This is a genomic window from Flavobacterium sp. LHD-80, from assembly GCF_030929605.1.
Taxonomy (GTDB): Bacteria; Bacteroidota; Bacteroidia; order Flavobacteriales; family Flavobacteriaceae; genus Flavobacterium.
In genome coordinates this window covers 302,995-323,826 of the sequence record NZ_JAVFVS010000012.1, presented here as the reverse complement: position 1 = coordinate 323,826, position 20,832 = coordinate 302,995, and the positions used below count along the sequence as shown (strand labels likewise).

The window sequence follows — 20,832 nt, the reverse complement described above, 5'->3', positions numbered from 1 at the left end:
TTCTATGAATTTACAGTTATTAATTTTGCCGTTTCTTTGGCGCGTTCTGTTATTTCGCTAATTGGAGTCGCAAGTGAATCGTGGCTTAAAACAACTCCCATTCGGCGGTACGGTCTTGAAGTAGGTTTGCCGAAAATCCTGAAATCAGTTTTTGGTAAAGTGGCTACTTTTTCGATTCCGCTGAAAGTTGGATTTGCAGAATCTTCTGATGCTAAAATTACGGCACTTGCTCCGGCTTTTTCTAAAGTAATTTCGAAAATAGGAAGACTTAGAATGGCTCTCAAATGCAATTCGAATTCGTTGAAATTCTGTGTTCCGGCCAACGTTACCATTCCAGTATCGTGTGGACGAGGTGAAAGCTCAGAGAAATAAACGCCTTCTTTAGTAAGGAAAAATTCAACACCAAAAAGTCCAGCTCCGCCAAGGGCTTCGGTAATTTTTTCGGCCATATCCTGTGCTTCGTACAAGTCTTTTTCTGAAACCAAAGCTGGTTGCCAGCTTTCTTGATAATCGCCTCTTTCTTGTCTGTGACCAATTGGAGCACAAAATAAAGTCGGGTTATTATTTTGAGTAATCGTTAAAAGCGTAATTTCCGAATCAAAATTGACAAAAGCTTCTACAATAACTTCGATAACATCACCACGCGAACCTGCAACGGCATATTGCCATGCTTTTTCGATATCGCTTTCTGTTTTAATTGTCGATTGTCCTTTTCCAGATGAAGACATTAATGGTTTTACTACACAAGGAATTCCAACTTCCTGAACGGCTTTTTGTAGTTCTTCTGCTGAAGTTGCGTATTGATATTTTGCGGTTCTTAGCCCAAGTTCTTTCGAGGCTAAATCACGAATGGCTTTACGATTCATGGTGAAGTTTGCCGCTTTCGCTGAAGGAACAACGGTGATGCCTTGTTTTTCGTAATCGTAAAAACGTTCGGTGCGAATGGCTTCTATTTCAGGAACTATAAAGTCTGGTTGGTGCTTGGCTACAATTCTATCAAGAGCTTCGCCGTCTAGCATATTAATGACTTCAAAACCGTGAGCAACTTGCATTGCCGGCGCATTTTCGTAACTGTCAACTGCAATTATGGTTTGTCCGATTCGTTGTGCGGCAATGACAAATTCTTTGCCTAATTCGCCTGAACCTAGGAGTAGTATTTTCATTTTGTTTGATTTAAAGATTGGGTGTTTTGGCTTGCTTTTACAATCAGTAAACTGCTTATAAAAGTCAGAATCATTAATACAAATGATAAAAATAAAATCATCAGTATTGAAAATAAAATTTGATAAGGAATTTGTACGTTAAATATTGATGAAGTTCCGTTTACGAATAATCCAACAATATATATTGTAAAAAGAGCGGTTATAATTTTTAAACTTACTCCAAAAGAAAATTGAGAACAAGCTTTGAAATAATGTATTTGATTTAATGATCGGCTTATTCTTTTAGCGGTATTCCAGAATAGGAAAACTACAAATAATGGAAATAAGATTCCCCAGAAAATTGGATTCCAAAACATACCGAAATTACATATTTGTATACACTGGAAAATGAAATAGCTTTCGGAAAAAATTAAAAAAGGAAAAAAAGCACACACAAAAATCCCGGCAATGATTGAGTATTTTTGAATGTCTTTGTTTGATTCCATTTAAATTAATTTAAAGAGTAAAGATAAATAAATGGAACTTATTCTCACGCAGATTTTGGAGATTTGGACGATTTAATTTAATAACTAATTTGCCTTTTAGATAAAGTAACCACATAGTTTGTCATTCCGAGGAACGAGGAATCTCCACAAGTAACTCCGTTCCAATAAGCCAGTCTTTGTGGAGCTACTCGTGGAGATTCCTCGTTCCTCGGAATGACAAGATTGAGGGAAATATGAAATGAAATTATGAACGCAAAAGTTCTTGTTAACCCGTTCGTGTGAGGGATAGCAGTGGAAAGCCCACAGCCTGACGAAGGAAGTGCGAGGACTTGTAACGGATAGCCCGACCCGCCTTTTCGGCGGGACACGCCCAAAATAAAAAACCGATACTTCTTTTAAAAAGTATCGGCTTGTATATTAATGAAAATGATCTTCTTCAATTTCAAATTCAGCATCTTTTTCCCAGATTTCCATTTCGCAGGGTTTGCAGTTGAATTTTAGTTTGTATTCAAGCTCGCCTTGTTTTAATACTAATGGCTCTTTTACCTTAACGCCAACAATGTCTTTTTGGTGAATCGGGCATTTTTTTAATTCGTATTTGATGCAATATTTCGTTGTCATTACACGAGATTTTCCTGGATCCCATTGCAATTCGAATGCTTTTTCGATTTCAGTAACACCGTGACGTTCGTAGAATTTACGAGCCGTTTTGTTCGAAACATTGTACATGAAATCCAATTTAGTTTCAGGATACGGATGTGACGTTTTTACCAATTGGTGTTCTTCGCGTTTGTAATTTGCCAAACGAATTTCTGATAATTGCTCGTAAACCGTTCTTCTCATTTCGTTGATTTTCGAAATTGGAAGGAACCAGTTTTGAGAAAACATAATATTGATTTCGTCGGCGCTGTATGGCGTAAAACCTGTTTTTGCCAGTTGAACTTTTATGTTTTCTTCGATTGATTCGCCGGTTTTTGTCTGCTCTTTTGAGTGTTCTAAAATAACGGTGCTTACGTTTCCGTCTTCGTCGGTTGCGATTAATTCAAAACCGTTTTCGTTTTCGGTAAGTAATAAAGTCGTTCCGATTTTACGGATCGCACTGTCTTCTCTTTCTACAATTTTGATGAAAGCAATATCGTTATTACGGTAAATGAAAGTCCCGTCTTTGATTTCTTTTAAAACGTTTGGATAAACTTTTCCGTTTTCGGCTTTGTTTACGTAGATTCCGTCAGCTTCGTTATTTTCGTTGATAAAGCAAAGTCCGTCACCGTTGTTTAACAATTCGCCGTTTTCGATTTCGTAAGCGTTTCCAACAGTTCTGATTAATTTACCAATATATTGACCTTTTGATTTTGGACTTTCCCAAGAACCAATACTAGCGTGTCTTTCGTTTACGAAATAATCGGTATAACCACGATTGAAAGTTCTGCTTAAAGTAGAATCAAAAGTATACGTACATTTTCCAGAAGAAGCTTTTGTGTATTTATCACTTCCTTCTAAATAGCTGTCTAATTTTTGACGTAAATAAGAAACGTTGTTTTTAACGTAAGCTACATCTTTTAATCTTCCTTCGATTTTGAAAGAAACAATTCCGGCTTCAATTAAATTCGGAATTTGATCAGAAACATCTAAATCTTTTATCGAAAGTAAGTGACTGTTTTTGATTAAAGTTTCTCCGTTTCCGTCGATTAAGTTATATGGTAAACGGCAGTTTTGAGCGCAAGAACCACGGTTAGCGCTTCGTTCTCCGTTTGCCACACTCATATAACAGTTCCCACTAAAAGAAACACATAAAGCTCCGGTTACGAAAAACTCTAATTCAACATCAGCTTCGTCGTAGATTGTTTTAATTTGATGAAGGTTTAATTCACGTGCTAAAACGACACGTTTGATTCCAGCATCTTTTAGGAATTTGATTTTATCGGCGTCACGATTATTAGCTTGCGTGCTTGCGTGAAGTACTATAGGAGGAAGTTCCATTTCCATAATCGCCATATCTTGAATGATCAAGGCATCGACACCAATTTCATAAAGTTCCCAGATCATTGCGCGACACGTTTCTAATTCGTTATCGTACAAAATGGTATTCATAACCACAAAAACCTGTGCGTTAAATAAGTGTGCGTATTTTACAAGCTCAGCAACATCTTCAATAGAGTTGTTGGCGTTAGAACGTGCACCAAACTGTGGCGCACCAATATATACAGCATCGGCACCACTGTTTATGGCTGCGATTCCTCCAATTAAATCTCTAGCAGGTGCTAATATTTCGATTTTCTTCTTCATTTCTAAAACTTTAGACTTTTGTGGTATTCCCGAAAAAAAGTGTGCAAAGGTCTAATAAATTATTCGAGTTTGCTAGTGATGAAGCGATTTTTTTGAAATTGTTAACTTAATATGGAATGATGATAAATGAAAAAAGTAAGCTTACATTAATTCAAAGGAAAAGTATACCCAACAGCAAATATTGCCGTAGACTGTTTTGCCGCTGGATGAAAGTAACCGGAAATTCCAATTTCTAGACTATTTTTTCTGCCAATTGCTAGTCCTACACTAAATGGGATATGCATTAAAATAGTACTTTTATTAAAATTAACGTTTGGCGTAAAGGTTTCGAATTTACCTATTGAAGTTCCAAGGCCTCCTTCAATAAATGGAGCAACCCATGGAATTGGTGCACAAATACGAACTTTTCCTCCCATTAAAAAGGCGTTAGTTGTTACTTTGTATTGAGGTTGATTTTGCACATTTTGATCTTTATCAACAGATTCAAAAATGGCTCCAGCGTACGGTCTTATGCTAAACCATGGTTTTAACCCAATAATATATTCGCCTTGAAGATAAAGGCCACCTCCCATGACATCTATTTCATCTTGACTACCATAATCTTCGATGTAATATGAAGCGCTGGATCCGTAACCTATAGATGCTTTAATAAATTTACCTGTTGTTTGTGCTTGAGAATGAGAGGAAAATAATGCTGCAAAAATAATAGTAGCCAAATAGTGTAATGACATAAAAAGGTTTTTTTGGTTAGAAATTGGTTGCGACTAAAATAAGAATTCTTTCTCAGTTTTAACAAAAAACAAAAAAACTGCCTAGTTATTTAAACTAGGCAGTTTTTCTAAAATAAAAAGCTTTAATGAAATTAAAGTGCTCTCATTTTAATTTGTGATAAAGTGTTTTGAATACTGTTTAATTGTTTTGAAACAATGTAAACCTGACTGTGTTCAAGATGATTTTCTTCGAGTGCTGCTTTGTATTTTTCGATTGCAGCTTCTTCACCCGTAACACAAGCGTTGATAATTGCTTTAGTGTCGCCTCCTGTAAATGATGATTTAATATCAATCCAAGTGCGGTGTAGAGCGCCCAATGGTCCTCCGCCAGAAGTGTCTGTTGATTTACCAAGTTTGTTGATTTCGTCTTGTAGTTCTACAATGAATAAAGCACGTTCGCGTGCATAATCAAGAAAATCGGCTTTCATGGCTAGATTTTCTACGTGTTCGGCAGCGTTTGTATATCCTAGTTTTCCGTCTTCAAGAATTGAAATTAATCCATTTAAAGTTTTTACGGTTTCATCTGTGTTTACATCTGTATTTGTCATGACTAATAGTTTTTTAATTAATACATTACAAAGTTGACGATTTCTAAAACGTTATGTTTTACAGGATTATAACTGTCGTTTTACAATATTGTGGAATGGGAATTTTGAAAGTGTTGATCTGTTTTATTTATTTAATTGCCTCCAGCTTTAGCTGGAGCAGGTTAAATGGATTAGAATTGGGCTTTAGCGAAATGTGTAATTTGGCTAAAGCCAGTATAGAAGCTTATCTTGACCTCCAGCTAAAGCTGGAGGCAATTAAAATATTTCTTTTGAAAATGAATTTTCTCATTTACAGTTTGCGTGAGGGATTGAGGCGGTATCCTTTTATGAAGCGGAGCGGAATAAAAGATATAGCCGAAAGCCCGACCCGGAGGGACATGCCCAAAATAACTTTATAAAAAAAAACAGCTTAAAGTATAAAAGTGATGAAACTTTTGAACCTTAAGCCGTTTTAATAAAACTTATTATATTGTTATGCAGTCAAAGCTTCTTTGATTCTGCGTAATGCTTCTGTTAAAATATCGTTGCTTGTTGCGTAAGAGAAACGAATACAGTTTGGATTTCCGAAAGCATCTCCAGTTACTGTTGCAACGTTTGCCTCAGCTAAAAGATACATCGAAACGTCGTTTGCATCTTTAATTTCGTGTCCTTTTAATGTTTTTCCGAAGAAAGAAGAAACGTCTGGGAATACGTAGAATGCACCTTCTGGAACGTTGATTTTTACTCCTGGGATTTCTTTTAATAATCCAACTACTAAATCTCTACGACCGTGGAAAGCCTGAACCATGTGGTTTAAAACACTTGGATCTGCATCTACAGCTGTAATTGTAGCTCTTTGTGCAACTGAATTTGCTCCAGATGTTACTTGTCCTTGAATTTTTGTACACGCTTTTGCGATAAATTCTGGTGCTCCAATGTAACCAATTCTGTATCCTGTCATTGCAAATGCTTTTGCAACTCCGTTAACCGTGATTGTTCTGTCTAACATTCCTGGAATTGAACCGATACTGCAGAAAGTTCCTGAGAAATTGATGTGCTCGTAGATCTCATCGGCAACTACGTAAATATTTGGGTGTTTTTCTAACACTTTTGCAAGTGCTGTCAATTCTTCTCTACTGTATACAGATCCTGAAGGATTACATGGAGAAGAAAACCACATCATTTTTGTTTTTGGTGTGATTGCCGCTTCTAATTGCTCTGGAGTGATTTTGAAATCTGTTTCAACAGAAGTTGGAACTTCAACTGGAACTCCGCCAGAAAGTTTTACGATTTCGAAATAAGAAACCCAGTATGGTGCTGGCAAGATAACTTCGTCACCGTCGTTTAACATTACTTGTGCAATGTTGTATAATGATTGTTTTGCTCCTGTAGAAACTACAATTTGAGTTGGTTTATACTCTAAATTATTGTCTCTTTTGAATTTTCTGCAGATTGCTTCTCTCAATTCAAGGTAACCTTCTACTGGAGAATATGTGCTATAATTTTCGTTTACTGCTTTTATTACTGCTTCTTTAATGAAGTCTGGCGTATTGAAATCAGGCTCGCCTAAACTTAAACTGATAATGTCTTTTCCTTGTGCTTTTAATTCGCGTGCCAATGCAGCCATTGCTAATGTTTGCGAAGTAGCAAGATTGTTGATTCTGTCCGAAAGAATATGATTCATTATAAAATTTTTGATGTCCTTAATTTGATGCGCTTATTAAGGAAGGTTAATTATTAATAGATTTTTTTTAGTTTTTAAACAGATAATTCTGGTTTCATACCCAAATCACGTAAATGCTTGAAGTGAGCAACAATAGCACTTCTCATTGTTTTGTATTCGTAATAAGGCAAGTTGCACTCTTTTGCAGTTTCCTTTACGATTTTTGCAATTTTGCCATAATGAATGTGACTGATATTTGGGAAAATATGATGTTCGATTTGGTGGTTTAATCCGCCTGTGTACCAATTTACAATTGCATTTTTTGGTGCAAAGTTAGTTGTAGTATACAATTGGTGAACGGCCCAAGTATTGTCCATTTCTCCTAATTCATTTGGTTCTGGATTTGTTGTATGATCCACAACGTGAGCTAATTGAAATACAATACTTAAGATTAATCCTGTAGTGTAGTGCATTACAAAAAATCCTAAAAGCACTTTCCACCATGTAATTCCAATTACCATTGGTAAAACAATCCAGATTGCTACGTAAATAATTTTTGTGATGATTAAAGTTGTCCAAAGAATTTTAGGACTTTTTGGTTCTCCGTACGATAATTTTCTTCTCAAATAATTACGCATTTGCTTAAAATCGGTTGTGATTGCCCAATTGAAAGTCAGTAATCCGTATAAGAAAACCGAATAATAATGCTGAAAACGGTGAAAACTATGCCATTCTGCATGTTCTGTAAAACGGATAATTCTTCCTGCATCAAGATCTTCGTCATGTCCAGGAATATTGGTATATGTATGATGCAATACATTGTGCTGTACCTGCCAATTGTAAACATTTCCGGCTAAAACATAAATGGTGCCGCCCATTAATTTATTGATCCAGCTTTTGTTCGAGTAAGAACCATGGTTTCCGTCGTGCATTACGTTCATTCCAACGCCAGCCATTCCAATTCCCATTACTATTGATAACAATAACATTACCCAAAAAGGCATATTAAGTGTAAGAATCAAAAAGTAAGGAGTTAAAAAGACAGCGAAAAGAATAACAGCTTTTAAATGCAGTTTCCAGTTTCCAGTTTTCTGAATATTGTTTTCCTTGAAGTAATTGTTAACGCGAGAGTTAAGTGTTCTGAAAAACTTCAGATTGTCTTGTCTTGCAAATGTAGGTGCAGGGTTATTCATAATTATTTTAAATAGTTTTCAAAGGTAATTATTATAAATTCTCAATTTGCAAAATTGAGTTAAATATTTCAATCGTAAAGTAGTACTTTTGTTAAAAAATTTGAGCAATGGATGAGATATTGAAATATTTTCCTGATTTGACCGATATTCAGATCAAACAATTTCAACAATTAGACTTTTTATACCACGATTGGAATGAAAAAATCAATGTCATTTCTAGAAAAGACATCGATTCATTATATACAAAACACATTTTGCATTCTTTAGGAATTGCGAGAATCATGAAATTTGAACCTGGTGCAACGGTTTTAGATGTTGGTACCGGAGGTGGTTTTCCTGGAATTCCGTTAGCGATTCTTTTTCCTGAAACTCGTTTTTATTTAATTGATGTTATTGCCAAAAAAATAAAAGTGGTTCAAGGTGTTGCCGAGGCATTAGAATTAAAAAATGTAAAAGCAGAACAAAAACGTGCCGAATTAGTTAAAGGTGATTTTGATTTTATCGTAAGCCGTGCCGTAACTAACATGCCCGATTTTGTTTCATGGATACATGATAAAATTAAGAAACAGCACAAACACACTTTAAAAAACGGAATTCTATATTTAAAAGGCGGAGATTTGGCTGAAGAATTAAAAGATTTTCCAAAAGCAACTTTATACGATTTGGCAGATCATTTTGATGATGAATTTTTTGAAACGAAAAAAGTGGTGCATTTACCACTAAAGTTCAAACCATAAATTAAAGATTTAAGATAAATAACCCGGACAGAATTAATAAAATTCTTCCGGGTTATTTTTTGAATTAATAGTAGGCAATATTAAGATGCTTTTTTTGATAAATGCAAAAACGGATTCGCTTTATGATCTAAATTGTTGATGAAATTGTGCAGTGCTATTTCGCAGGCAGCAGGCGTATAATGAAATTTTGAATCAAAGAAGAATTCTCGGCATATAACAGTTTCTGCAGATGAGTCATAAACATCTTCGTCACTTTGATCCGCATCTTTGTAGTTATAAGTGCATGGATATGAGTTTAGTAGAGCTGTAATGGTGTCATTAAACCATTTGTCGAAAGATTTTTTCTTTGGTGTAATATAACGTGCAAGCAATACTAGTCCGATGAGTTCACTTTGAAGAAAATAAGAACCTTTTCTGTATCTCACATCGACCATTCTCACATTCATAAGTGCAACCCATAATGGTCCGTTTATGGAGCCAGAATCTGTAATTTCTAAATCAGTATCAAAAACTAAAGGATCTGTTTCATGACTATTATGTATGGAACACCAAAGCGCTTCTATGCGTTTTTGAATATCATTTGTTGCTGTAGAATATCCGGTGAAACGCCATGATACCCATTCTAGTAAAGCTGCAGTTAATCCCATGCAAGCTTTATGTCCAATTTGAGAAAGTACATTTTCTAATTCTTCGTTTCCTTCTAATGGATCTAAAAACATTTCCATCTTTTTATTGTTCCATTTAAAATCGATTGGATGTCCAACACTTTTTGATTTTAGAATTATTTCAGGTACGTTGTTTAAGTTTCTCATATGCTATTATTTATGATATAATGAAATTATTTTTTTTCAAAGCAAATTTATAGGTGTCTCAATCTTTTAAGTGGAATAAGAAGTTTAAAAAGTAATAGAATAAGATTTTTTGATTTTTTAATGTATTGATTTTTAATTAAATAGGAAAAGTATTACAAATTGTATTTTTTAATTTAAAATGTTCATTCGTCACCTATTATTTTTCTTTCATGTACTTTTATTTGTTCAGTCTGTATTAGAGAAATACCTTTACTACAACACTTATATCTTTATACTTTGAAAATAACTAAAACAATAGCGACTTACTGGAAAATTCAGATTTCGGGATGGATTATAGCTTCTTTTTATTGGGGTTTTCAAGCTTTTCTTAGCAGTAATTTTATCTGGAAAGTAGGTATTGCAGACTTAATATTGGATGTCTCAATTGGTATCGGTTTGACGCATCTTTACCGAAATTTTGCTTTAAAAAGAGGTTGGGATAAATTAAATTTAAAAACACTGATTCCAAAAATGATAATTGGTGTCTTGATACTTTCTTTAGTATACACTGTTTTAATTGCTGGTAAATTATATCTGGTTCGCTTCTTTATTTTAAAAGGAAATTCGTTGCCATTTATCGCGTTTTTTAAATCGGTGCAATTGCAAATTTTTATTACAGGAACGAGATTAATGTCTATTTGGATATTGGCCTATCATCTTTATCATTATTCACGTCTTGAATTGCAAACCGTAAAAGAAAACGCCCGATTATCACTTTTAGTAAAAGAAACACAGCTCAACAATTTGAGTGCACAACTTAATCCGCATTTCTTTTTTAATTCATTGAATAATATAAAATATCTAGTATTAGAAAATCCGAATGCAGCTAGAAGAGCAATCGATCTTTTGTCTGAGTTGCTGCGAAATTCTTTAAACAGTAATATTGAAAAAGTAATTCCTTTAAGTGACGAAATTAATCTGGTTAAGGATTATCTAGAACTAGAAAAAATACGTTTTGAAGAACGACTGCAAATAAAAATTGAGATAAGTGAAAAAGAATTAAGTCTTTTAATTCTGCCTTTCAGCATTCAATCATTGGTTGAAAATGCCATAAAACACGGAATTGAAAAAAGAAAAAATGGTGGATTTATTTCAGTAAAAACAGAAACAGAAAACAACTTCATCAAAATTACTGTTCAAAATTCAGGTAAATTAAGCGAAGAGATAAAAGATTCAGGAATTGGATTAAAAAATTTAAAAGAGCGATTGCTTTTACAATATAACGGAAATGCTTTTTTTGAAATTAAAGAATTGGATGATGAGACGGTTTTGGCAACGATTTTAATACCATCGAAATGAAAAAGATAAAAGTTATAATAGTCGATGATGAACGTTTGTCTAGAGAAGAACTCAAACAAGCTTTAAAATCCTATGAAGATTTTAGTATTATCGGCGAGGCTGAAAATGCTGATGATGCTAAGGATTTGATCGAAACAAAAAGGCCTGATTTGATTTTTTTGGATATTGAAATGCCTGAAAAATCTGGATTTGATTTATTAGAATCGTTAGATAATGTGCCGGCAGTACTTTTTATTACAGCTTACAATCAATATGCAGTTCAAGCATTTGAAGTAAGTGCTCTAGATTATTTAATGAAACCCATTAGAGAAGAGCGTTTCTTAAAGGCAATTGAAAAAATAAGAAACACTTTGGGTTCAGAATCTTCTGCAAATAATTCAAAAGAACATGATCGAAGAATTTTTATTAAAGATGGAGAGAAAAGATTCTTTGTCAAATTAGACGAAATTTATTTGATTGAATCTTTAGAAAATTACAGCAGACTTTTTTTTCAAGACAAAAAGGCGATGCAAAGACGATCTCTTCGTCAATGGGAAGAAATGCTGGATGAAAATGTCTTTTTCAGAATTAATAGAACCGAAATAGTAAATACTAAATACATTGATGATCTGCGCAAAACAATTGAAGGCGGATTAGAAATAAAATTAAAAACAGGAGAATTGCTAAAGGTTTCAAAACGTCAATCGGTAAAATTTAAAAACAGCAACGGAATTTAATAGAACGATTATATGAAAACGACTTTAAATTTTATATTTCTTATTTTATTGGTATCGAATGTATTCTCACAACAAACGAGGAAAACAAAATTAGATGATTTAAAAAGTGCTTATGAAATTCAGGATAGTGTGATGATCAAGACTAGAGACGGCGCTTTTATATCGGCAATAATAGTACGAAAAAAAGAAATTACTGTTCCGAAACCTGTTATACTTCAATTTACGATTTATGTTTCAGATCAAAGAAGAGATTTAAAATCTTTAAAAGTGGCTGCAGACAATGATTATGTGGGGGTAATTGCCTATACAAGAGGAAAACGCTTTAGTCCTAGCGAAATATTTCCATACGAAAATGATGGTAATGACGCTTACGATGTTATCGACTGGATCAGTAAACAAAAATGGTGTGATGGAAGAGTAGGCATGTATGGCGGCAGTTACAATGGATTTACACAATGGGCTGCCTGTAAAAAAATGCATCCGGCCCTTAAAACAATAGTTCCTTACGTTGCCAACAGACCCGGAATGGGTTTGCCAATGGAGAATAATGTATTTGTAAATCCGAATTACGAATGGGCGTTTTATGTTGGAAACAATAAATATCTGGATACAGTTGCGGGAAATGACAGACAGCGTTTTAGAAAAATGCAATGGAGATGGTGGGAATCAGGCGTCGCTTACAAAAAACTGGATAGTATTGATGGAACTCCAAACAGACTTTTTCAGCGATGGATCAAACACCTCTCTTTTGATGAATATTGGCAAAAAATGGCGCCGCACAAAAATGATTTTGCTCAAATAAACATTCCAATATTAGCTTTTGATGGATATTACAACGATTCTCAAAATTCGAGTTTGTATTATTTAAGAGAACTTCAAAAATATAATACAAAAGCTGATTCTTATTTAATTATAGGTCCTTACAGTCATTTTGGTGCGCAAAAAGGAGGAACTGCTGTACTTAATGGCTACAAAGTTGATGCAGATGCTTTGATAAATACGAACAAAATAACCTATCAATGGTTTGATTATATTTTTAAAAATAAACCCAAACCAGAAATATTAAAAGATCGAGTTAATTATCAAGTAATGGGAGCTAATGAATGGAGAAGCGCTTCGTCTATTGATAAAATGAATAACGACTTTCTCACATTTTATCTGACCAATACTAAATCGGGTGATTTTTATTCATTGAATAGCAAAAAACCTGCTAAAAAAGGCTATTTATCACAAGAAGTTGATTTTGCAGACAGAGTGAATAGTAATAATTTTTATTACCCAGATTCAATTATTAATGAACAAGTTGACACAACAAACGGCTATGTTTTTATAAGCGATCCTATAAAAGAGTCTATACTTGTGAATGGCTCATTTTTAGGAGAAATTAAAGCCAGCATTAATAAAAAAGACATGGATATTGGTGTGACTTTATACGAAGTAATGCCTGATGGGAAGTATTTTCATTTGGCTTATTTTATTGGTCGAGCCAGCTATGCTAAAGATATTGAAAAAAGAAATTTGCTGAAACCAGATAGTGTTGAATTGATTCCTTTTACAAATACACACTTAGTAAGCAAACAATTAAGCAAAGGAAGCAGGCTATTAATTACATTGAATGTAAATAAAAATCCGTTTTCAGAAATAAATTACGGAACCGGAAAAATAGTCACCGAAGAAAGTATTGAAGATGCCAAAGAACCATTAAAAATAAAATGGTACAATGATAGTTTTGTAAAAATTCCAATTCTGAAATAAAAGAAAAAGCCGAATCTTGTAAAAGATTCGGCTTTTTTATAGGGACAGGTCACAAAACTTGAAACCTGAAACTTGAAACAAAATTAACCCAAAAACGGATATCTGTAATCTTCTGGAGTTACAAAAGTTTCTTTGATAGTTCTTGGAGAAGCCCAACGTAATAAGTTCAATGCAGAACCTGCTTTATCGTTAGTTCCAGAAGCTCTTGCACCACCAAACGGTTGCATACCTACAACTGCTCCAGTTGGTTTGTCATTGATGTAGAAGTTACCAGCTGAATTTTGTAATTTAGTAGTAGCTACTTCAATAGCATAACGATCTTGGCTGAAAACAGCTCCAGTCAAAGCATACTCAGAAGTAGTATCCACTAATTCTAAAGTTTCTTCCCATTTAGCATCTTCGTAAACATAAATCGTGATAACTGGTCCGAATAATTCGGTTTCCATTGTAGTATATTTTGGATTTGTAGTTACAATAACCGTTGGCTCAATAAAGTACCCAACAGATTTATCGTAATTTCCACCAATGATGATTTCAGCATCAGCATCTTTTTTAGCCTGGTCGATATAACTAGCTAATTTATCAAAAGAACCTTCGTGAATAACTGCTGTAATAAAGTTTCCAAAATCTTCTGGAGAACCCATTTTCATAGATTTTACATCAGTAATCAATTGTTCTTTTACAGCTGGCCATAAACTTTGAGGAATATAAGCTCTAGATGCAGCAGAACATTTTTGACCTTGGAATTCAAAAGCACCACGAGTAATACCTGTAGTTACTTGTTTTACGTTTGCGCTTGGGTGAGCAATGATAAAATCTTTACCGCCTGTTTCACCAACGATTCTTGGGTACGTTTTATAATTGTGAATGTTTGCACCAATTTTAGCCCAAATATCTTTAAATACGTGAGTTGAACCTGTAAAGTGAACACCAGCAAAATCACGACTAGCTAAAACAGTATCTGTAATCATTAAAGCATCTCCAAAAACTACGTTGATAACGCCGTCAGGAACTCCAGCTTCTTTGAAAACATCAAGAATGATTTTTGTAGAGAAAACTTGGCTGTCACTTGGTTTCCAAATAACAACATTCCCCATCATTGCAGCACTTGCAGGCAAGTTTGCAGCAATAGCAGTAAAGTTAAACGGAGTAATTGCGTAAACAAAACCTTCTAATGGTCTGTATTCTACACGGTTCCAAACAGTAGAATCTGATTTTGGCTGATCGTTGTAGATTTGAGTCATGAACTCAACATTGTAACGTAAAAAGTCGATTAACTCGCAAGAAGCATCGATTTCTGCCTGGTGAATATTTTTAGATTGACCAATCATAGTAGCAGCATTAATACGCGCTCTGTAAGGACCAGCGATTAATTCAGCAGCTTTTAAGAAAATAGCAGCACGTTGTTCCCATGCCATATTTGCCCATGCTTTTCTTGATTCAAGAGCATTTGCAATTGCTTTTTCGATATGTTGTTTTTCAGCTAAATGATACTTTCCAACTACATGTTTATGATCATGAGGAGCTGTAATATTTCTTGTGTTTCCAGTTCTAATTTCTTCGCTTCCAATGTGTAATGGAACGTCAATTTGAGAATTCCACATTGTGGTGTACGCTGCTTGAACAGCTGCTTTTTCTGGTGAGTTCGGTGCGTAGCTTTTTACAGGCTCGTTTACCGCTTTTGGTACATGAAAGAATCCTTTTAACATGGGATAAATTATTTTAAAATTTACGAATTGTTTAATTTTTTACAAAAGTACAAATGATAATTTGATTATATCACAATACAATATTAAAAAGTTGTAATTTAATAAACTAATTGAATGAAGTTGTAAAACAGGTCTTTATATAAAGCTTTAAATTTGAGTTACTTCTGAAAAGAATGCTTTAATTATATTACTATGAAAATACCACTTTTAGCTTTTAATGATAAAGGTATTTACTGCCAGCAAGCCGATGTTTATCTTGATCCGTGGCGTCCTGTTAAGAACGCTATAATTACACACGGACATGCTGATCATTCGCGCTGGGGAAATCAAAATTATATTACACATCACACCAATATTCCGATTATTCGTCATCGTTTAGGCGAAATAACTGTAACCGGAAAAGAATGGGGAGAAACTTTTGTAATCAATAATGTAAAATTCTCGCTTCATCCCGCTGGGCATATTATTGGAAGTTCTCAAGTGCGTGTAGAACATAAAGGCGAAGTCTGGGTTTTTACGGGAGATTATAAAACGGAAGATGACGGAATTTCAACTCCGTATGAAGTGGTAAGATGCGACACTTTTATAACCGAATGCACTTTCGGGTTACCGGCCTTCAATTGGACACCGCAAGCGGAAGTAATTTCAGAAATCAATAATTGGTGGGCCGAAAATAAGGCCGAAGGAAGAACTTCAATTCTCTTTGGATATTCATTGGGAAAAGCACAAAGACTTTTAAAATACTTAGATACTGATATCGGAAAAATATACACGCACGGCGCAATCGAAAATATGACAAATGTTTTGCGTCCGATGGTTAATTTTCCTCCAACCGAATTAATTACCAGAGAAACCAAAAGAGAAGCACTTTTAGGAAATATTGTGCTCGCTCCGCCAAGTGCGCACGGAAGTATCTGGATCAGAAAAATGACGCCTTTTGTAACCGGTTCCGCCAGCGGATGGATGGCTTTTAGAGGTGCAAGACGAAGACGCGCGATCGATAAAGGATTTGTGTTAAGCGATCACTGCGACTGGCATTCTTTATTAGAAAGCGTCAAAGCAACTGGCGCAGAGCGAGTAATTTGCACGCACGGTTATACTGATATTTTCGCCAAATATTTAAGAGAATTAGGTTACGATGCCAGAACCGAAAAAACACAATACGAAGGTGAAACTGCTGAAATGGAAAAAGAGGAAAAAGAAGTAGATCAAAATGAAACTTCGGTTATTTCTGAAAATTAATATTGGAGAATAATTTAACACATAGAAACATAGTTATCGAAACCGCATAAAGGCGTTTCACTTGCATAAACAAACATAGCTATGTGTGAAAATCTAGATTTTTTCTAAACTCTTTTTTTAGCATTAAAACCTATGTTTCTATGTGTTTAAAAATTATGCGCAACGAGTTTAAATATTATGATGTAAATGAAAAATTTCGCCCAACTTATAAAAACACTTGACAGTTCAAATAAAACGAACGTAAAAGTCGACGCGCTGACGACGTATTTTAAAAATGCATCGCCCGAAGATAAAGTATGGACAATTGCCATTCTTTCGCATCGTCGTCCGGCAAGACCTGTTAATACTACTTTGTTAAGACTTTGGGCAAACGAACTCGCTAATATTCCGTTATGGCTTTTTGAAGAAAGTTATCATATTGTGGGCGATTTGGCCGAAACCATTGCCTTAATAATTCCAACTACAAAAGAACATTCTGATAAAAGTTTAACAGAATTTCTACAGGAAATCATTGCTTTAAAAAAGAAAACCGATTCGGAGAAAAAAGAATATTTGCATGAAAATTGGAAAACGCTCAATTATTACGAACGTTTCGTTTTTACCAAATTAATTACCGGAAGTTTCAGAATCGGCGTAAGCCAAAAATTAATGACAAGAGCTTTATCAAAAGCAGAAAATGTAGATGAAGATGCTTTGGCTTATAAATTAATGGGAAATTGGAATCCGAATACGATCACGTTTCAGGAATTGATTTTAGATGAAAAAAGCTCCGATTATTTATCAAAACCGTATCCGTTTTATTTGGCGTATCCAATTGAAGGTGAAGTCGAAGATTTAGGAAATCCAGAAGATTGGTCGATTGAACATAAATGGGACGGAATTCGTTCGCAAACGATTATTCGAGATGACGAAATTTACATTTGGTCAAGAGGAGAGGAGCTGGTTACCGATAAATATCCAGAGTTTAAATCTTTCGTCGGATTGATTCCGAACGGAACTGTAATTGATGCAGAGATTTTAGCTTTTCCTGAAAAGGAAATCGGAACATTTAATGATTTACAAGTCAGAATTGGACGCAAAACAATATCGGCAAATCTGCTTGAAAAAGTTCCAGTTATTCTAAAAGCGTATGATATTTTAGAATGGGAAGGAAAAGACATTCGAAATTTACCGTATATAGAAAGAAGAAAATTGTTAGAAGATTTATACAATGAAATAAAAGATTTAACCAAATCTTTTCAGCTTTCAAAACGAGTTACTTTAACTTCTTGGGAAGATGTAGCGAAGGAAAGAGAACGTGCCCGCGAAATGAAAAGCGAAGGTTTGATGATTAAACGAAATAATTCTCCGTATCAAGTTGGAAGAAAAAAAGGGGATTGGTGGAAATGGAAAATAGAACCTTTGGTAATTGATGCTGTTTTGACTTATGCCATGCGAGGACACGGACGACGCTCAAATCTATTTACAGATTATACTTTTGCGCTTTGGCAGAATAATGAAAATGGAGAAAAAGAACTCGTAACTTTCGCAAAAGCGTATTCCGGTTTGACTGATGCTGAATTTAGGAAAGTGGATGACTTTATAAAGAAGAATACTTTAGAACGTTTTGGCCCAGTCCGAAGCGTGACGCCACAATTGGTTTTTGAAATTGGTTTCGAAGGAATTTCTCTTTCCAAAAGGCATAAGAGCGGAATCGCAACAAGATTCCCAAGAATTTTGAGATGGCGACAAGACAAAAAAATAGAAGAAGCGAATACGATTGAAGATTTAAAAAATATGATTTCGTAATACGTTGAATTTTTTTTAAACACATAGAAACATAGTTCTTAATGCTGAAAAAGAGTTAAAAAAAAAATCTAGATTTTCACACATAGCTATGTTTGTTAATGCAAGTGAAACGCCTTTATGCGGTTTTACAAACTATGTTTCTATGTGTCTAAATTAATTATGCGATGAGTCAAAACATTATAAATGAACAGGGACGAATTATATGTAGTAGCTGAAAACTGGTTTAAAAGTCAGGGTTGGAAATCTTTTCCATTCCAGACACAAACCTGGACGGCTTTTCTGCAGGGAAAAAATGGTTTATTAAACGCTCCAACCGGAAGCGGAAAAACCTATGCCTTATGGTTTCCTGTAGTTCTCGATTATCTTAAAAAAAATCCCGATTATCAAACCAAACACAAGCCCGGATTAAAAGCCATTTGGATTACGCCTTTGCGAGCGCTTTCTGTAGAAATAAAGCAAGCCGCAGAACGAATTATTACCGATTTAGATTTACCATTAACTGTCGGAATTCGTTCCGGAGATACTTCGCAAAGCGAAAGAACGAAGCAGAAAAACAAAATGCCCGATCTTTTAATTACAACGCCCGAAAGTTTACAGCTTCTGTTAGCATCAAAACAATATGAGAAAACATTTGCCAATTGCGGTGCTATCGTAGTTGACGAATGGCACGAATTAATGGGAACTAAACGTGGCGTTCAAATGGAATTGGCGCTTTCGCGATTAAAAAAAATCGCACCAAAAATGCGAATTTGGGGAATTTCAGCCACAATTGGGAATCTTGAATTAGCGCAAGAAGTTTTGCTAGGGCATGACACAGAAGCGTATAAAAACTCCGTTTTAATAAAAGCACACATCAATAAAAAAATAAAAATCGAATCGATTTTGCCTGAAAAAATGGAAACCTATCCGTGGCGCGGACATATGGGTTTGCATTTAATTGATGAGGTTGCCAAAATCATTCGAAGAAGTAAAACAACTTTGATTTTCACCAATGTACGTTCGGCCTGCGAAATTTGGTTTCAGGCGATTTTAGAAAGATATCCAGAATTTGCCGGAGAAATGGCGATGCATCATGGAAGTATCAGCAGAGAAACTCGTTTATGGGTGGAAGATGCCATTAGAAATGAAGAATTAAAAGTCGTGGTTTGTACTTCTAGTTTAGATCTTGGGGTTGATTTTGCGCCTGTTGAAACGATTATCCAAGTTGGTGGACCAAAAGGAGTTGCACGATTCTTGCAAAGAGCAGGAAGAAGCGGACATCAGCCGGGAAAAGAAAGTGTGATTTATTTTCTTGCCACACATGCTATGGAACTAATTGAAGCTTCTGCATTAAAAAAAGCAGTTGCTAAAACCGTTGTCGAAGACCGAATGCCATATTTAAACAGTTGGGATGTTTTGGTTCAATATCTGAATACACTCGCCGTTTCTGACGGATTTTTTCCCGATGAAATTTTTGAAGAAGTCAAAACAACTTTCTGCTATCAAAACATAACTAAAGAAAACTGGGATTGGATTTTGAATTTCATCACAAACGGAAGTCAGAGTTTACAAGCCTACGACGAATTCAAAAAAGTAGAAATCGAGGAAGACGGACGTTATAAAATTAACAGCCGTTTTATTGCCATGCATCATCGAATGCAAATGGGAACCATTGTAGGCGATGCAGTTTTAAACGTAAAATTTTTAAGTGGCGGTTTTATAGGAACAATCGAAGAATGGTTTGCTTCAAAACTGCAACGAGGCGATGTTTTTACTTTTGCCGGAAGGCGACTCGAATTGTTTCAAATTAAAAACATGCAGGTTCTAGTTCGAAAAGCTGATCCTAAAAAAACAGCGCGAGTCGTAAGTTGGATGGGAGGAAGAATGACGTTATCAGCACAAATGAGTGAATTGCTTCGGGAAGAATTATATACCGCAAACACAGACAATTTAACTCCAGAATTAAAAGCCTTAAAACCCATTTTTGACAGACAAAGAAAGGAAAGTATTGTGCCTAATAATAATGAATTTTTAATTGAAACCTTTAAAACAAGAGAAGGTTTTCATGCCATTTTTTATCCTTTCGAAGGACGTTATGTTCATGAAGCAATGGCAAGTTTAATTTCGTATCGAATCAGTTTATTGTCGCCAATTACTTTTTCGTTGGCGTATAACGATTACGGATTCGAATTGCTTTCGGATCAAGAAATTGATATGCAGTCGGTTTTTGATAATAATTTGTTTTCTACGGAATATGTCCATCACGATTTGCAGAAAAGTTTAAATTCAACCGAAATGGCGCGCCGAAAATTTCGTGATATTGCTGTAATCGCAGGTTTGGTTTTTACTGGAATGCCCGGAAAACCAGTTAAAACAAAACATTTGCAAAGTGGTTCACAATTGCTTTTTGAAGTTTTTAGAGATTATGAACCTGATAATTTACTTTTGCAACAGGCTTTTATCGAAACCTTTGAACATCAGTTAGAAGAAGGCCGTTTGATTCAGGCAATGGAGCGAATTAACAGTCAAAATATTATTTGGAAACAATGCAAGAAACCAACGCCATTTAGTTTCCCGATTATTACAGATCGTTTGCGAGAAAAAATATCCAGCGAAACTTTGCAGGAAAGAATAAAAAAAATGACAGCGAGTTATATGAAATAAACAAG

16 protein-coding genes are annotated in these 20,832 nt (G+C 34.8%); 7 read left to right on the top strand and 9 right to left on the bottom strand.

Translation table 11 applies throughout. The features are described from left to right. Positions 1 to 2: 2 nt before the first annotated feature. The 7 genes from purT to RB619_RS18335 form a co-directional block, all read right to left on the bottom strand. Positions 3 to 1,163 carry a formate-dependent phosphoribosylglycinamide formyltransferase gene (purT, locus tag RB619_RS18365; RefSeq protein WP_308100191.1) on the bottom strand — a complete coding sequence of 387 codons (1,161 nt, stop codon included), beginning with the start codon at positions 1,161 to 1,163 and terminating at the stop codon, positions 3 to 5. Next, complete coding sequence (locus RB619_RS18360; RefSeq protein WP_308100189.1) at positions 1,160 to 1,519, bottom strand: hypothetical protein; 360 nt, start codon at positions 1,517 to 1,519, stop codon at positions 1,160 to 1,162. The genes purT and RB619_RS18360 overlap by 4 nt, the downstream gene beginning before the upstream one ends. Before the next feature lie 546 nt (positions 1,520 to 2,065). Continuing rightward, a complete protein-coding gene (locus RB619_RS18355) occupies positions 2,066 to 3,934 on the bottom strand; it encodes a U32 family peptidase (protein WP_308100187.1) in 1,869 nt (622 codons plus the stop codon). A gap of 146 nt (positions 3,935 to 4,080) precedes the next feature. After that, the gene (locus tag RB619_RS18350) at positions 4,081 to 4,665 is read right to left on the bottom strand and encodes a hypothetical protein (RefSeq protein WP_308100185.1); all 585 of its coding nucleotides are present in this window, start codon (positions 4,663 to 4,665) and stop codon (positions 4,081 to 4,083) included. A 131-nt stretch (positions 4,666 to 4,796) separates the two neighbouring features. Further along, positions 4,797 to 5,252, bottom strand: coding sequence for a PA2169 family four-helix-bundle protein (locus tag RB619_RS18345; RefSeq protein WP_308100183.1), 456 nt, complete (start codon positions 5,250 to 5,252; stop codon positions 4,797 to 4,799). A gap of 472 nt (positions 5,253 to 5,724) precedes the next feature. After that, positions 5,725 to 6,915 carry a pyridoxal phosphate-dependent aminotransferase gene (locus RB619_RS18340; protein WP_201998461.1) on the bottom strand — a complete coding sequence of 397 codons (1,191 nt, stop codon included), beginning with the start codon at positions 6,913 to 6,915 and terminating at the stop codon, positions 5,725 to 5,727. Between the two features lie 74 nt (positions 6,916 to 6,989). Then, on the bottom strand, positions 6,990 to 8,087 hold the full coding sequence (locus RB619_RS18335) for an acyl-CoA desaturase (protein WP_308100180.1): 1,098 nt from the start codon (positions 8,085 to 8,087) through the stop codon (positions 6,990 to 6,992). Between the two features lie 107 nt (positions 8,088 to 8,194). On the opposite strand from RB619_RS18335, the gene rsmG reads away from it, so the two are divergent. Then, the gene (gene rsmG / locus RB619_RS18330; protein WP_308100178.1) at positions 8,195 to 8,824 is read left to right on the top strand and encodes a 16S rRNA (guanine(527)-N(7))-methyltransferase RsmG; all 630 of its coding nucleotides are present in this window, start codon (positions 8,195 to 8,197) and stop codon (positions 8,822 to 8,824) included. A gap of 80 nt (positions 8,825 to 8,904) precedes the next feature. On the opposite strand, the gene RB619_RS18325 is transcribed toward rsmG, so the two are convergent. Continuing rightward, complete coding sequence (locus tag RB619_RS18325) at positions 8,905 to 9,636, bottom strand: hypothetical protein (protein ID WP_308100176.1); 732 nt, start codon at positions 9,634 to 9,636, stop codon at positions 8,905 to 8,907. Between the two features lie 276 nt (positions 9,637 to 9,912). On the opposite strand from RB619_RS18325, the gene RB619_RS18320 reads away from it, so the two are divergent. From RB619_RS18320 to RB619_RS18310, 3 genes are read left to right on the top strand one after another with little or no spacing between them, the layout of a single operon-like run. Continuing rightward, entirely contained in the window at positions 9,913 to 10,974 is a 1,062-nt protein-coding gene (locus RB619_RS18320) for a histidine kinase (protein ID WP_308100175.1), read from the top strand. Further along, positions 10,971 to 11,690 (top strand): LytTR family DNA-binding domain-containing protein, encoded by a 720-nt coding sequence (locus RB619_RS18315; RefSeq protein ID WP_308100173.1) that lies wholly within the window; start codon positions 10,971 to 10,973, stop codon positions 11,688 to 11,690. Before RB619_RS18320 ends, RB619_RS18315 begins: the two co-directional genes overlap by 4 nt. 12 nt (positions 11,691 to 11,702) lie before the next feature. Continuing rightward, positions 11,703 to 13,445 (top strand): CocE/NonD family hydrolase, encoded by a 1,743-nt coding sequence (locus RB619_RS18310; RefSeq protein ID WP_308100171.1) that lies wholly within the window; start codon positions 11,703 to 11,705, stop codon positions 13,443 to 13,445. 83 nt (positions 13,446 to 13,528) lie between these two features. On the opposite strand, the gene pruA is transcribed toward RB619_RS18310, so the two are convergent. Then, on the bottom strand, positions 13,529 to 15,154 hold the full coding sequence (pruA, locus tag RB619_RS18305; protein ID WP_308100169.1) for an L-glutamate gamma-semialdehyde dehydrogenase: 1,626 nt from the start codon (positions 15,152 to 15,154) through the stop codon (positions 13,529 to 13,531). 192 nt (positions 15,155 to 15,346) lie between these two features. On the opposite strand from pruA, the gene RB619_RS18300 reads away from it, so the two are divergent. The 3 genes from RB619_RS18300 to RB619_RS18290 all read left to right on the top strand — a co-directional run bounded on the left by RB619_RS18300 (position 15,347) and on the right by RB619_RS18290 (position 20,827). Next, a complete protein-coding gene (locus tag RB619_RS18300) occupies positions 15,347 to 16,396 on the top strand; it encodes a ligase-associated DNA damage response exonuclease (RefSeq protein WP_308100167.1) in 1,050 nt (349 codons plus the stop codon). A 186-nt stretch (positions 16,397 to 16,582) separates the two neighbouring features. Next, positions 16,583 to 18,184 (top strand): ATP-dependent DNA ligase, encoded by a 1,602-nt coding sequence (locus RB619_RS18295; RefSeq protein ID WP_308100165.1) that lies wholly within the window; start codon positions 16,583 to 16,585, stop codon positions 18,182 to 18,184. A 183-nt stretch (positions 18,185 to 18,367) separates the two neighbouring features. Then, positions 18,368 to 20,827, top strand: coding sequence for a ligase-associated DNA damage response DEXH box helicase (locus RB619_RS18290; protein ID WP_308100163.1), 2,460 nt, complete (start codon positions 18,368 to 18,370; stop codon positions 20,825 to 20,827). The last annotated feature ends 5 nt before the right edge of the window (positions 20,828 to 20,832 follow it).

Bases quoted from the DNA above. Each gene is read 5' to 3' on its own strand.
- purT (WP_308100191.1), bottom strand. From the start codon at position 1,163: ATGAAAATACTACTCCTAGGTTCAGGCGAATTAGGCAAAGAATTTGTC.
- RB619_RS18360 (WP_308100189.1), bottom strand. From the start codon at position 1,519: ATGTTTTGGAATCCAATTTTCTGGGGAATCTTATTTCCATTATTTGTA.
- RB619_RS18355 (WP_308100187.1), bottom strand. From the start codon at position 3,934: ATGAAGAAGAAAATCGAAATATTAGCACCTGCTAGAGATTTAATTGGA.
- RB619_RS18350 (WP_308100185.1), bottom strand. From the start codon at position 4,665: ATGTCATTACACTATTTGGCTACTATTATTTTTGCAGCATTATTTTCC.
- RB619_RS18345 (WP_308100183.1), bottom strand. From the start codon at position 5,252: ATGACAAATACAGATGTAAACACAGATGAAACCGTAAAAACTTTAAAT.
- RB619_RS18340 (WP_201998461.1), bottom strand. From the start codon at position 6,915: ATGAATCATATTCTTTCGGACAGAATCAACAATCTTGCTACTTCGCAA.
- RB619_RS18335 (WP_308100180.1), bottom strand. From the start codon at position 8,087: ATGAATAACCCTGCACCTACATTTGCAAGACAAGACAATCTGAAGTTT.
- rsmG (WP_308100178.1), top strand. From the start codon at position 8,195: ATGGATGAGATATTGAAATATTTTCCTGATTTGACCGATATTCAGATC.
- RB619_RS18325 (WP_308100176.1), bottom strand. From the start codon at position 9,636: ATGAGAAACTTAAACAACGTACCTGAAATAATTCTAAAATCAAAAAGT.
- RB619_RS18315 (WP_308100173.1), top strand. From the start codon at position 10,971: ATGAAAAAGATAAAAGTTATAATAGTCGATGATGAACGTTTGTCTAGA.
- RB619_RS18310 (WP_308100171.1), top strand. From the start codon at position 11,703: ATGAAAACGACTTTAAATTTTATATTTCTTATTTTATTGGTATCGAAT.
- pruA (WP_308100169.1), bottom strand. From the start codon at position 15,154: ATGTTAAAAGGATTCTTTCATGTACCAAAAGCGGTAAACGAGCCTGTA.
- RB619_RS18300 (WP_308100167.1), top strand. From the start codon at position 15,347: ATGAAAATACCACTTTTAGCTTTTAATGATAAAGGTATTTACTGCCAG.
- RB619_RS18295 (WP_308100165.1), top strand. From the start codon at position 16,583: ATGAAAAATTTCGCCCAACTTATAAAAACACTTGACAGTTCAAATAAA.
- RB619_RS18290 (WP_308100163.1), top strand. From the start codon at position 18,368: ATGAACAGGGACGAATTATATGTAGTAGCTGAAAACTGGTTTAAAAGT.